General features: G+C 45.7%; 13 protein-coding genes. 12 read left to right on the plus strand and 1 reads right to left on the minus strand.

All coding sequences use genetic code 11. The annotated features are described in order from the left end of the window. Positions 1–24: 24 nt before the first annotated feature. The 6 genes from MUN34_RS04830 to MUN34_RS04855 all read left to right on the plus strand — a co-directional run bounded on the left by MUN34_RS04830 (position 25) and on the right by MUN34_RS04855 (position 5,456). Positions 25–222, plus strand: a complete 198-nt coding sequence (locus MUN34_RS04830; protein WP_235188831.1) for a hypothetical protein — start codon at positions 25–27, stop codon at positions 220–222. A gap of 71 nt (positions 223–293) precedes the next feature. Then, the gene (locus MUN34_RS04835) at positions 294–1,178 is read left to right on the plus strand and encodes a MerR family transcriptional regulator (protein WP_026828059.1); all 885 of its coding nucleotides are present in this window, start codon (positions 294–296) and stop codon (positions 1,176–1,178) included. Positions 1,179–1,237: 59 nt separating this feature from the next. Continuing rightward, positions 1,238–1,828 carry an adaptor protein MecA gene (locus MUN34_RS04840; protein WP_026828060.1) on the plus strand — a complete coding sequence of 197 codons (591 nt, stop codon included), beginning with the start codon at positions 1,238–1,240 and terminating at the stop codon, positions 1,826–1,828. A gap of 179 nt (positions 1,829–2,007) precedes the next feature. Continuing rightward, entirely contained in the window at positions 2,008–2,955 is a 948-nt protein-coding gene (locus MUN34_RS04845; protein ID WP_026828061.1) for a D-alanine--D-alanine ligase, read from the plus strand. A 131-nt stretch (positions 2,956–3,086) separates the two neighbouring features. Further along, positions 3,087–4,352 carry a Glu/Leu/Phe/Val family dehydrogenase gene (locus MUN34_RS04850; RefSeq protein WP_012370683.1) on the plus strand — a complete coding sequence of 422 codons (1,266 nt, stop codon included), beginning with the start codon at positions 3,087–3,089 and terminating at the stop codon, positions 4,350–4,352. A 114-nt stretch (positions 4,353–4,466) separates the two neighbouring features. Further along, positions 4,467–5,456 carry a YpdA family putative bacillithiol disulfide reductase gene (locus tag MUN34_RS04855; protein WP_247856972.1) on the plus strand — a complete coding sequence of 330 codons (990 nt, stop codon included), beginning with the start codon at positions 4,467–4,469 and terminating at the stop codon, positions 5,454–5,456. Positions 5,457–5,516: 60 nt separating this feature from the next. Here MUN34_RS04855 and MUN34_RS04860 read toward each other — a convergent pair whose 3' ends face one another. Continuing rightward, positions 5,517–6,485, minus strand: coding sequence for an asparaginase (locus MUN34_RS04860; RefSeq protein ID WP_247856973.1), 969 nt, complete (start codon positions 6,483–6,485; stop codon positions 5,517–5,519). 151 nt (positions 6,486–6,636) lie between these two features. On the opposite strand from MUN34_RS04860, the gene prsW reads away from it, so the two are divergent. From prsW to der, 6 genes are all read left to right on the plus strand, one after another. Beyond that, complete coding sequence (gene prsW, locus MUN34_RS04865; RefSeq protein ID WP_026828064.1) at positions 6,637–7,296, plus strand: glutamic-type intramembrane protease PrsW; 660 nt, start codon at positions 6,637–6,639, stop codon at positions 7,294–7,296. Positions 7,297–7,321: 25 nt separating this feature from the next. Next, positions 7,322–7,978 carry a flagellar brake protein gene (locus MUN34_RS04870; protein ID WP_026828065.1) on the plus strand — a complete coding sequence of 219 codons (657 nt, stop codon included), beginning with the start codon at positions 7,322–7,324 and terminating at the stop codon, positions 7,976–7,978. A 74-nt stretch (positions 7,979–8,052) separates the two neighbouring features. After that, a complete protein-coding gene (gene cmk / locus MUN34_RS04875) occupies positions 8,053–8,724 on the plus strand; it encodes a (d)CMP kinase (RefSeq protein WP_247856974.1) in 672 nt (223 codons plus the stop codon). After that, positions 8,721–9,320, plus strand: a complete 600-nt coding sequence (locus MUN34_RS04880) for a lysophospholipid acyltransferase family protein (RefSeq protein ID WP_026828067.1) — start codon at positions 8,721–8,723, stop codon at positions 9,318–9,320. The genes cmk and MUN34_RS04880 overlap by 4 nt, the downstream gene beginning before the upstream one ends. A 93-nt stretch (positions 9,321–9,413) precedes the next feature. Next, positions 9,414–10,547 carry a 30S ribosomal protein S1 gene (gene rpsA, locus MUN34_RS04885; RefSeq protein ID WP_026828068.1) on the plus strand — a complete coding sequence of 378 codons (1,134 nt, stop codon included), beginning with the start codon at positions 9,414–9,416 and terminating at the stop codon, positions 10,545–10,547. Positions 10,548–10,670: 123 nt separating this feature from the next. Further along, positions 10,671–11,981 (plus strand): ribosome biogenesis GTPase Der, encoded by a 1,311-nt coding sequence (gene der / locus MUN34_RS04890; protein ID WP_026828069.1) that lies wholly within the window; start codon positions 10,671–10,673, stop codon positions 11,979–11,981. Positions 11,982–11,993 lie beyond the last annotated feature (12 nt).

The following is an 11,993-nucleotide window of genomic DNA, read 5'->3' on the forward strand; positions in this document are numbered from 1 at the left end:
TATTTTTTAGAAAAGGTGATGAAATTGAGTAAACACGACCAACGAAAAAATCGGCAAGACGAACAACAACGAACAACATTACCTCCACGTTCCTCAAGAATCGAACACGTTCGAAATGAACGGTTAAAACAACCATTTGCTAAAAATCCACTCGCGATTACACTCACAGTTTTGATGATTACCATTATCATTGCCTTTGTCTCCATCGGTTTCATGATGTAAGCGCACATTGTGAACGGAGATTTTTTTCCTTTACGGGTATACTAAAAGGAAGAAGAAAGGAGGCACGGTGCATGGATCGTGGGAAATATAATATCAAGGCAGTTGCTGCATTGGTGGGACTCAATCCGACGACCATTCGTGCTTGGGAACGGCGGTATCAAGTATTGGATCCGGATCGTAGCGAATCAGGACATCGTATTTACAGCGATAACGATGTTGCCAAGCTACGTTGGATCGTTGATAAACAAAAAGAGGGGCTATCGGTTTCAAAAGCCATTCAACTATATGAAATGCCTGTGAACCGAACGGAGGTTCCGACCGATTATGGGATTGAATTGCGTGACCAACTATTCGAGGCGCTGACGAGTTTTGAAGAACGGCATGCGCATGACATCATGAACAAAGCGTTTTCGATGTTTAGCTTTGATAAGGTCATTCAAGATATCGTAGGTCCGTTGTTACATGAAATCGGCATGAGATGGGAAAAGGGCACGATTACGATTGCCCATGAACATTTTGCGACAGCATTCTTACGGGCGCGTCTTTCGACGTTATCCCTTCAAATGCCGATCAATCCATTTTTACCACGCATCCTGTGTGTCTGTGCACCGGAAGAAGAACATGAACTCGGATTGTTGTTCTTTACGCTGTATCTACGTCAGAGCGGATTCGATGTCATCTTTCTTGGGGCGGGTATTCCAGTACCCGACCTTGTGGCAGTGACGAAACAGCTGACTCCTCGGGCAGTGGTGTTATCTTGTACGGTTTCCGATCATTTAAAGGACTTGGATGAAGCGATTGACGAGATTCACCTGCATGCGCCGCAAACGGAAATCGGTTTAGGCGGCTATGCCGTTGACCAACACCCGGAAAAGTACGGGGATATGTTGCTTGGATCAGATGACACGGCTTGGAAAAGTTGGTTAAGTCGACTCACTCCGACAACTGGTGTATAGTGTGAGTCATATCGAACGGAGAGCTTTTGTACTCTGCCGAGTAACTGGAGGAGTCTAACATGAGGTTTGAGCAATTTAAGCAAGGTCACTTACGGGTCTTCGTGTCGAAGCAGGAACTGTCTGTTCATGACGTTCGACCAGAAACGTTGGCTGTCGGAAAAGGACAAGCATTATTACGTAATCTACTAGAAGAAGCAGAATCCAATTACGGATTTCATGCCGTCGGGACACTCGACTTCTTCGTAACATTTTTCCCGAACGACGGGATGTTGGTCGATGTTCGGCGGGAAGGTGCTTTGCCGGAAGAAACATTTGAAGAATTTGATCAAGTGGAGATTCGGATGACAGTCGATATCGTGCATCATGTCTTATATCAATTGGACCAGTTAGAGGATGTCATTCAAGCAAGTCATAGTTTGAGCCGGCACATCGGTCAAACCGAGACAGGCGGCACGTTGTATTTCTTTGAAGGCCGCTATTATTTATACTTCCAAGAACAAATGAAACAACACGTTGAGCAGACGGTGACAACGATTCTGTCGGAATACGGAGTACCAAGTCCGAAAAGTCCGCTCGTGATGTCCGAATACGGCAAAACGATTTTGTTAGAACAAGCGGTTCCGGCTCTGATTGCCACCTTTACACCTTGATTCGGATGATCCTTTTTAACGGGTGAATCGTCAATATGTAGCTAAAAAGTCACTTCACCGAACACATTCGGGAAGTGACTTTTTATATGTCAGGACGGTTCTTGCGACCATTTTGTGTTTTTTCATACAAAAAGTGATGGTATGATAAGCATTGAACGTAAGATGAAGGAGTGAACAAGATGAAAGTGGCAGTATTGTTTGGCGGAATTTCTGGTGAACGTGAAGTTTCATTAAATAGTGGGAAATCGGTAATTAATGCGCTGGAAAGCAAAGGGCATGAAGTCGTTGCCGTCGACTTTCATCCAGAGCGTGCAGACGAAATCTTAAATCTACAAGTAGAGGCCGCTGTCATTGCCCTTCATGGCAAGTTTGGTGAAGATGGTCGTGTCCAAGCGCTACTCGAGATGGCGGGTATACCATATACAGGTTCAGGAGTATTGGCGTCAGCGTTAGCGATGGACAAGGCGCGCTCGAAAGTACATTTCGAAAAAGCAGGAATTCGAATCGCCCGTGATGTATTGGTCGAACGAGGGGATGACATCGAACAAAAAGTCAGCCAATGGGGCAACCAATTCCCGTGTGTCGTCAAACCCGCACAAGAAGGTTCTTCAAATGGTTTAACGATTGCGCTGGATGAACAGATGTTGCGTCAAGGCATCGAACTGGCTTTCCAGGCAGACGACGCTGTTTTAATTGAGCAATTCATCAAGGGGCGTGAAGTTACAGTGCCGGTTCTCGGCGCGAAGGGGCAAGAAAAAGCCTTGCCGGTGATTGAGATCATTCCGAAAAATGAATTTTATGACTATGAGTCAAAATATGCAATCGGTGGATCGGAACATATCTGTCCGGCACAGTTTGATGACAAGACGACACAAACATTACAGGAATGGGCCGTTTTAGCCCATCAAGTATTAGGGTGTGCCGGCTATTCGCGGACCGATTTCCTCGTTCCCGATGAGGGGGCACCGGTTATTTTAGAAACGAACACGTTACCGGGGATGACCTCTACGAGTCTCTTCCCGGATGGTGCGCGGGCTGTCGGAATCGACTATCCGGAACTCGTCGAAACATTTATTGAACTGGCGATTACGCGTCATCAAAGTGAATCGGCAAGCAAAAAAAAGTGAAAATGAAGTGGAAGGTAGAAAGCGCTTACAAATATGGTGGCAACCCCTTTCATTACGGCTCGGAAAAAGGTATACTTTATCCGAACAAGGAAACGGCATAGGGGATGCCACTTATGGGGAGGAACGTTGGAATGATCACTGACCAACAACACGCAAATCATCGCAAAAATGTACTCGAAGCAACACAAGAAATCGTCAAGGAAGCACTTGAAAAACTTGGTTATCCAGACGAGATGTATGAATTGTTGAAAGAGCCACTTCGGATGTTGACAGTCCGGATTCCGGTTCGGATGGATGACGGATCGACAAAAATCTTTACCGGGTACCGTGCTCAGCATAATGATGCTGTAGGTCCGACGAAAGGTGGAATTCGTTTCCATCCGAACGTAACGGAAGTCGAAGTCAAGGCATTGTCCGTTTGGATGAGTCTCAAGGCAGGAATCGTCGATTTACCTTACGGTGGTGGTAAGGGCGGAATCATCTGTGACCCACGTGAAATGAGTTTCCGTGAAATTGAACGATTGAGTCGCGGATATGTTCGTGCCATCAGTCAAATCGTTGGTCCGACGAAAGATATTCCGGCACCGGATGTCTTCACGAATTCACAAATCATGGCTTGGATGATGGATGAGTACAGTCGAATCGATGAATTCAACTCACCAGGCTTCATTACAGGGAAACCATTAGTTCTTGGTGGTTCGCATGGTCGTGAGACGGCAACAGCAAAAGGTGTCGCCATCATGATTCGAGAAGCGGCTGCTAAAAAAGGAATCACGCTTGAAGGGGCACGTGTCGTCGTTCAGGGATTCGGTAATGCCGGAAGCTTCTTGTCGAAGTTCATGCATGATCTCGGTGCGAAAGTCATCGCCATCAGTGATGCCTACGGAGCGTTGCACGATCCGAACGGTCTTGATATTCCGTATCTACTTGATCGCCGTGACTCGTTTGGTACCGTCACGACACTTTTCAAAAACACGATTTCGAATAAAGAGTTGCTTGAACTGGAATGTGACATTTTAGTACCGGCAGCCATCGAAAATCAAATTACAGAAGACAATGCTCATGACATTAAAGCAAGTATCGTCGTCGAAGCGGCGAACGGTCCAACGACTAACGAAGCGACGAAAATTTTAGCGGAACGTGATATTTTGATTGTTCCGGACGTTCTTGCTTCAAGTGGTGGCGTTACCGTCTCTTACTTTGAATGGGTTCAAAATAATCAAGGATACTACTGGACGGAAGAAGAAGTTCATGAAAAACTTGAAAAAGTACTCGTGAATTCCTTTAACCAGGTGTATCAGACAGCGCAGACAAGAAATGTCGACATGCGACTTGCGGCATATATGGTCGGTGTCCGAAAAATGGCGGAAGCATCACGATTCCGCGGTTGGGTTTAATCTAAGTCAAGCTCACTTCTAAACGAAGTGAGCTTTTTTGTATGGTTATTTCTTTCTTCGACGGGAAAGATTTGCTAAGATGAAAAAAAAGCAAGTGGAAGAGGCGAAAGAAATATGTTGGATTGTATCGTCATCGGCGCAGGGCCTTGCGGGTTATCCGCGGCAATTGAAATGCAGGACCTTGGACTGTCTGTCGAAGTGATTGAAAAGGGAAACATCGTGGAAGCGATTTATCAGTATCCGACACACCAGACGTTTTTTTCAAGCAGTGAAAAATTAGAAATCGGCGGTGTGCCTTTTATCAATAAAGAACTAAAACCGAAACGGCAGGATGCCCTTGTCTATTACCGGGAAGTAGTGCGGCGAAAAGAGGTCACCGTGCGACCATTTGAGACGGTTCAAGACGTCACGCGCATTGAAGATGGTTTTAACGTGACATCACTCCGCAATGGGCAAGTCGTGACACGGACAGCCAAATCGGTTGTTCTGGCGACCGGATATTATGGGCTGCCAAATAAGATGGATGTACCGGGTGAAGAATTGCCGCACGTCTTCCATTACTTCAAAGAAGGTCATCCGTTTTATGGCCAGGATGTTGTCGTCATCGGCGGGAAAAATTCGAGTGTTGATGCGGCAATTGAACTTGAAAAAGCAGGTGCCCATGTGACGATGCTGTATCGCGGCGAATCGTACAGTCCTTCGATTAAACCGTGGGTATTGCCGAATTTCGAATCCTTAGTCCGGGCAGAAAAAGTGACGATGGTGTTTGACGCGACAATCGAAGAAATTACGAATGCTGAAGTGTTGTATTCTGTCCATGGTCAACAGTTGGCTGTCAAAGCGGATTTCGTATTCGCAATGACGGGATATACGCCGGATATCGGACTGTTTGCTGATGCCGGAATTGAAATCGATCCAGAAACAGGGGTTCCTGCATTTGACGAAACGACGATGGAGTCGAACATCGCCGGCATCTATATCGCTGGTGTCGTTGCAGCCGGATATGATGCCAATAAAATCTTCATCGAAAACGGGCGATTCCATGGTGGGTTGATTGCAGACAGTCTCCTGCATCGTCTGAAACAAGAAACTGCTCGAACATAATGTATACACAAATAAAGGGAGGGGCATCGATAGAGGCCTCTCCCTTTATTGTCTGCACATTTATTCGACGCGGAAGGATTCTTCCAACGCATGGTGCGTGGCACCAATCTCAAGTTCGATCATTAGTTTCAACCGCGCTTTTTGAGAGTTCAGTCCATTCGAGAAAATCACACCGAGTTCTTTTAACTGTTGTCCACCCCCGGTATAACCGTACACGTCCTGGACAATTCCATTGAAACACCGGCTGACGATGACGATTGGCATTTGTTCCGTCAGAGTCTGGATTGCATCGACGAGGCTTGGCGGCACGTTTCCTTGACCAAGTACTTCTAATACGAGTCCGTCGTAACCGAGTTCGCTGATCGCAAGCAATAAATCCGGGTCCATCCCGGCATATACTTTTAAGACAGCGACACGTTTGCTCAATTGCGTCACCATATGAGTCGGTTTGAGGAGTGGTGTGTTGAACAAGTACACGTGATCTTTTGTCACCATACCCAAATTTCCGAAATGGACGGATTTAAACGTATCGACTGAAGAAGTATGGGTTTTCGTGACGTTAAACGCAGAGTGAATCTCCCCGTTGAAGACGACAAGGACACCTTTGTCTTGAGCAGCCGCACTGACGGCAACGCGTAAGGCGGTAATTAAATTAAATTCACCATCTGATCCGACCTCATTAGAAGAGCGCATCGCACCGGTCAAAACGATCGGAATCGGCGCACCAATCGTGAGCTGGAGAAAGTAAGCCGTTTCCTCCAACGTATCCGTGCCGTGTGTAATGACGACGCCATCATACCCACCGTCCTGTAATTCCTCATCGATGAAGTGAGCAAGTCGTAACATGATTTCTGGTGTGATGTGGGGAGACGGTAGATTGGAGAAGTGACGCGTCGTAATATCAGCAATATCGGTCGCTTTTGGCAATGAGGCGTCCAGCGGATTGATCTCATTGGGTAAAACGTGACCGGAATGGTTTTGCGCCATCGCGATGGTGCCTCCGGTATGAATCAAAAGTAGTTTTTTCATTAAATGGTCGTCGTCGCAAAACGAACAACCTTCACCTTCTTTCCGGTCATTTTCATTAACATTGTACCCTTTTTTTCCAGAGAAACAATGGGTGCGGTTTTCTTTTCCTGTAGAAACCTTTATTCTAAGAGAATAGGAAGGGGGAGGAGACGTGTTACCAATCGTTTTCTCAGGAATTGCCCCAGGAATTGCATTGTTGACATATTTCTATTTGCGCCACGAACACGAATCAGAGCCGGTAGGGTATATCCTCCGTAGTTTTATTTTCGGGATACTTCTTGTTTTTCCTTTAATGTTCATCGAATATATCATCCAAAGTGAGTTTGGAGGACTGGAATCGATTCAATTAGTTCGTTCGGCCGTGACGGAAGAGTTTGCAAAATGGTTTGTTGTCTTTTATACCGTCTACATCCATCAACGGTTTAATGATTATTATGATGGCATCATTTATGCAGTCGCTTGTTCATTAGGATTTGCTACATTGGAAAATATTTTATATTTAATGGTTAACGGAACGGTTGAACATATGATTTTCCGTGCATTGTTACCAGTCTCAGGACATGCTTTATTTGCAGTCATTATGGGATTTTTTATGGGGAAAGCTAAGTTTTCGAATCATCCGTATCGTTGGCTCGGATTATCAATTTTCGTTCCGATGGTTGTACATGCTATTTTTAATTTGTTAATATTGGAAAATGGTGGTATATCCATTGTGCCAATTCTATTTATGGTTGGATTATGGATGGTCGGTCTTTATCAAATTCGAAGCGCAAATCGTTTAAATCAACGACACAACAGAAAAAGCAATTGAATAGAATGGACTGGGAGAGAGTAAGATGATAGAAACTGGAGATTTAGTCATGTTGACCAATCAGGAGGACCGTCAAGGACGGACGAAAGTAACGGCTGTGACCAACCGATTGATTTGGATTGAAGCGCCAAGTGAAGTCTCGACGTTAAAAACCTTTATCTTATCAGATCAGGAACAAGTCGGATTTTACTTCTTCAAGGAAAAAGGAAAACTCTATGGATTTGAGACGGAAGTCGTGGAACGGCAAAATGATCCGTTACGAGGTCAACGTTATGCATTGCGCCGACCGGAAGAAAATATGATTCAGCGCGTCCAGCGCCGGCAGTTCGTCCGTGTGCCTCAATTGTTGGATGTTGCTGTTCATCCGCATAAAATCTCTTTTGAGCCGTTTACTTCCGTGACGCTCGATTTATCGGCAGGCGGTATTTTAGTGTTGGCCAATCAAATTCCAATCGAAGTGAAAGACGAGTTGGAATTGACCTTTTTATTGCCGACGGGAGACGGCGTGACACATACGGTAGATGTTTTGGCAGAACTTGTACGTGTTGACCCGAGAGAAAGCCGTTATGAATTAGCCTTTCAGTTTACTCGGATCAATGATCGAAGTCGTGAACTTGTTTTACGGCACTGTTACCAAGCGCAAATGAAATATTCACGACGTGGAACGAATCCATTCACGTAAGCGCATTTTTTTGCTATGATAACGGTCGATACTACACACCACTGTTGGTGAAGATGGAAGGAACGAAGTCACTCATGAAGAATATTCAAATTGCCTTAGACGGACCTGCAGGTGCCGGGAAGAGTACGATTGCCAAACAATTAGCAGCGCATCTCGATTATGTGTACATTGATACAGGAGCCATGTATCGTGCAGTCACACTTGCTGCGTTAGAACAGGGGCTTGATTTAGAAGATGGACCGGTTCTTGGAGAATTGATGAAATCCCTTGATATTCGTCTGACACCAGGAGAACAGGGACAACGTGTCTTCATCGGAGAACGGGAAGTGACGGAAGCGATTCGAACGAATGAAGTGACGAATAATGTTTCGTTTGTTGCCCGCCAAGCCGAAGTGCGGTCAGCGCTTGTCGTTGCCCAACGTAAACTGGCGGAGCGAGGAGGCATCGTTATGGACGGCCGTGACATCGGGACAGTCGTCTTGCCAGAGGCCGAGTTGAAAGTCTTTTTGACGGCATCAGTCGAAGAACGAGCCAGCCGCCGTCATCGTGAGAATGTTGCCCGCGGAATGGATAGCGACTTAGAAGCACTGCAAGAAGAAATTGCGTTGCGTGACCAGCGGGACAGCGAACGGGCGGTTTCACCGCTTAAGCAAGCAGAAGATGCCATTTATCTCGACACGACAGAATTGAACATCGATCAGGTCGTAGCACGGTTAACCGAACTTGCAGAAGGTGTCTTAAAATGAACCAGAACGACTTTGTTTATCGATTAGCACGATTCATCGTCCTGATGATTGCCAAAACGGTGTTCCGTTTAAAAGTGACGGGAAAGGAAAATATTCCGTCTGACGGATCACTCTTAGTCTGTGCCAACCATAGTTCCAACTGGGACCCGGTCTTTTTAGTCAGTGCCATTCCGACAAGTCGCTCCGTACGTTACATGGCGAAAGAGGAACTGTTCCGAATCCCGGTTCTCAAACAAATCATGATTTCAGCCGGAACGTATCCGGTCGGTCGCGGACAAGGTGATCGTCAAGCGTTGAAGCGGACGATTGAATTGTTGAATTCGGATGAAACGGTGGGGATTTTTCCTGAAGGCACCCGATCGGCACCAGGAGAGTTTACATCAGCCCAACCCGGCGTCGGATTCTTCGCTTTGCGTTCACCGGCCCAAATCTTACCGATTGCAATCATCGGGGATTACCGTCCGTTCCGAAGAATGCGCGTTGTCGTTGGGAAACCGGTTGACATTACGGATTTAAGAGATCAACGAGGGGCGGCGAAGGCGATTTCCGAACGGATTTTGGAAGAAATCAAAACCGTCTACTTCAATCACGCGTAATGCCTTGACAAATAGTCAGAATTGTAAGAAGTTAGAAGAAGGATAAACGTAGTCATACGTTTCTTGTACTCATCGTGAGGAGGTTGTGTTGGAATGGTCGAAGAAATGAAAGATATGCCTGATTTTGAAATTCATCGGGACCAGGTAATAACCGGAACGGTCGTGAAGATTGAAGACAAGCAAGCACTCATTGATATCGGATATAAGACAGAAGCAATCCTGCCGATTAGCGAAGTATCGAGTCTCCACTTGGATGACATTCAAGGTGCGCTCAAAGTCGGTGATGAACTACAAGTAAAGGTCAAGAAAATAACAGATGAAGAAGTGGTTGTTTCCAAGCGTGAAGTGGATGCTTTACAGGCATGGGAAAAAGTTGAAGCGAAATACGCATCGGGCGAAATTTTTGAAGTTGTTGTAAAAGACATCGTCAAAGGTGGACTTGTCGTCGATATCGGTGTTCGTGGTTTCATTCCAGCTTCTCTTGTAGAACGACACTATGTGGAAGACTTCTCAGATTATATCGGTCGGACGATTGCTGTTAAAGTCGTCGAACTGGATCAAGAAAAAAATCGCGTCATTCTTTCGCATAAAGCCGTTGTCGAAGGTGAATTGAATGCGAAGAAAAAAGAAACGCTCGAACAGCTTGAAGTGGGCCAGATTTTAGAAGGAACGGTTCAACGTTTAACGGATTTTGGTGCGTTTGTTGATATTGGCGGAGTGGATGGGTTAGTCCACATTTCCGAAATGGCACACCACCGTGTGGAACGACCGTCTGATATCGTCACGGAAGGACAACAAGTCGAAGTGAAGGTACTTGGTGTTGATCGGGATACGGAAAAAGTAAAACTCTCGATCAAGGAAACGCAGCCGGGACCATGGCAACAAATGGAAGGCAAAATCGAAGCGGGAGACATCGTCAAAGGACGTGTCCGCCGCATCGTTCAATTCGGTGCTTTCGTCGAACTGGCGCCACAGGTTGAAGGACTGCTTCACATTTCGCAAATCGCAAACCGCCATATCGGTTCGCCGTCAGAAGTGCTTGAAGAAGGTCAGGAAATCGAAGCAAAAGTTCTTGAAGTGCATCTTGCAGAGCATAAGATTTCCTTGTCGACACGTGTTTTGGAACAGGAAGAATCGTCGGACGATGATTATTCTCAGTACACGGATCAAAATGAAGGATTTTCGGTTGCTGATCTTGCTGAGAAGGAATCGGATTCAAAAGAATAAAGTAGTAAAAGTGAACACGAAACGTGTTCACTTTTTTTATGTTCGGATAGATATGGTATAAAACCGCTCCATTTGGTACAATAGAACGGCTATGAAGCGAGAGAAGAGAAAGAAGGTGTTGGGATGGCAATTCCAGTAGTGGCGATCGTAGGTCGCCCAAATATCGGAAAGTCGACGATTTTTAACCGGGTGATTGGAGATCGGGTTTCGATCGTAGAAGACAAGCCAGGCGTTACCCGCGACCGTATATACGGAACTGGAGAATGGCTGAATCGTCATTTTCATTTGATTGATACAGGTGGAATCGAAGTTGGGGATGAGCCCCTACTTCAAATGATGCGTCATCAGGCGGAACTCGCCATCGATGAAGCAGATGTGATTATTTTCATGGTCAACGGCCGTGAAGGCATTACATCAGCGGATGAAGAAGTCGCAAATATGTTATTCCGTTCAAATAAACCCGTCGTCATTGCGGTCAACAAAGTCGATAACTTTGAAATGCGTGATTTGATGTATGAGTTTTATTCATTAGGATTCGGTGATTTGTATCCGATTTCCGGAACGCATGGTTTAGGGCTCGGGGATATGCTTGACCGTGTGCTTGAGCTTGCACCGGATAAAGAAGAGATCGAGTACGATGAGGATACGATTAAGTTTGCTTTAGTCGGACGTCCGAACGTCGGAAAATCAAGTATGACGAACTCCATTCTCGGTGAAGAACGGGTCATCGTTTCAAGTGTCGCCGGTACAACACGCGATGCAATCGATACACCGTTCTCACGGGATGAACAAGAATATGTCATCATCGATACAGCAGGTATGCGCAAACGCGGAAAAGTCTATGAATCAACAGAACGATTCAGTGTCATGCGTGCACAAAAAGCCATCGAACGGGCGGATGTCGTCTGTGTCGTATTAGATGGTGAAGAAGGTATCATCGAGCAAGATAAAAAAGTTGCCGGTTATGCCCATGAAGCAGGCCGTGCGATCGTCATCGTCGTCAATAAATGGGATGCCGTTGAAAAAGACGATAAAACAATGAAAAAAATGGAAGAGGAAATTCGCGAAGAATTCCGATTCCTTGATTATGCACCAATCGTTTTCGTCTCGGCGAAAACAAAACGTCGTTTACAAACGTTACTTCCTGTCATCAAACAAGCAGCGAAGAGTCATGCGCAACGCATTCAAACAAGTGTCTTGAATGATGTCATCGTAGATGCCGTAGCGATGAATCCTGCCCCAACGGATAAAGGAGTTCGTCTGCGAATCAACTATGCGACACAGGTCGCTTCGCGTCCACCGACATTCGTCTTATTCGTCAATGATCCAGAATTGTTACACTTCTCATACAAACGTTATCTGGACAACCGGATTCGTGAAGCCTTTGATTTTACAGGAACACCAATTCGGATTCTGGCACGTCAAAAACAATAAGGACAAGGTGAA

It is taken from the genome of Exiguobacterium sp. 17-1 (assembly GCF_023096305.1).
GTDB lineage: Bacteria > Bacillota > Bacilli > Exiguobacteriales > Exiguobacteriaceae > Exiguobacterium_A > Exiguobacterium_A sibiricum_A.

What these genes read in the sequence shown, in the direction of transcription:
- MUN34_RS04840 (WP_026828060.1), top strand. Translation starts at nt 1,238, where the DNA reads ATGAGGTTTGAGCAATTTAAGCAAGGTCACTTACGGGTCTTCGTGTCG.
- der (WP_026828069.1), top strand. Translation starts at nt 10,671, where the DNA reads ATGGCAATTCCAGTAGTGGCGATCGTAGGTCGCCCAAATATCGGAAAG.
- MUN34_RS04880 (WP_026828067.1), top strand. Translation starts at nt 8,721, where the DNA reads ATGAACCAGAACGACTTTGTTTATCGATTAGCACGATTCATCGTCCTG.
- cmk (WP_247856974.1), top strand. Translation starts at nt 8,053, where the DNA reads ATGAAGAATATTCAAATTGCCTTAGACGGACCTGCAGGTGCCGGGAAG.
- MUN34_RS04835 (WP_026828059.1), top strand. Translation starts at nt 294, where the DNA reads ATGGATCGTGGGAAATATAATATCAAGGCAGTTGCTGCATTGGTGGGA.
- MUN34_RS04855 (WP_247856972.1), top strand. Translation starts at nt 4,467, where the DNA reads ATGTTGGATTGTATCGTCATCGGCGCAGGGCCTTGCGGGTTATCCGCG.
- MUN34_RS04845 (WP_026828061.1), top strand. Translation starts at nt 2,008, where the DNA reads ATGAAAGTGGCAGTATTGTTTGGCGGAATTTCTGGTGAACGTGAAGTT.
- MUN34_RS04850 (WP_012370683.1), top strand. Translation starts at nt 3,087, where the DNA reads ATGATCACTGACCAACAACACGCAAATCATCGCAAAAATGTACTCGAA.
- MUN34_RS04860 (WP_247856973.1), bottom strand. Translation starts at nt 6,485, where the DNA reads ATGAAAAAACTACTTTTGATTCATACCGGAGGCACCATCGCGATGGCG.
- MUN34_RS04870 (WP_026828065.1), top strand. Translation starts at nt 7,322, where the DNA reads ATGATAGAAACTGGAGATTTAGTCATGTTGACCAATCAGGAGGACCGT.
- rpsA (WP_026828068.1), top strand. Translation starts at nt 9,414, where the DNA reads ATGGTCGAAGAAATGAAAGATATGCCTGATTTTGAAATTCATCGGGAC.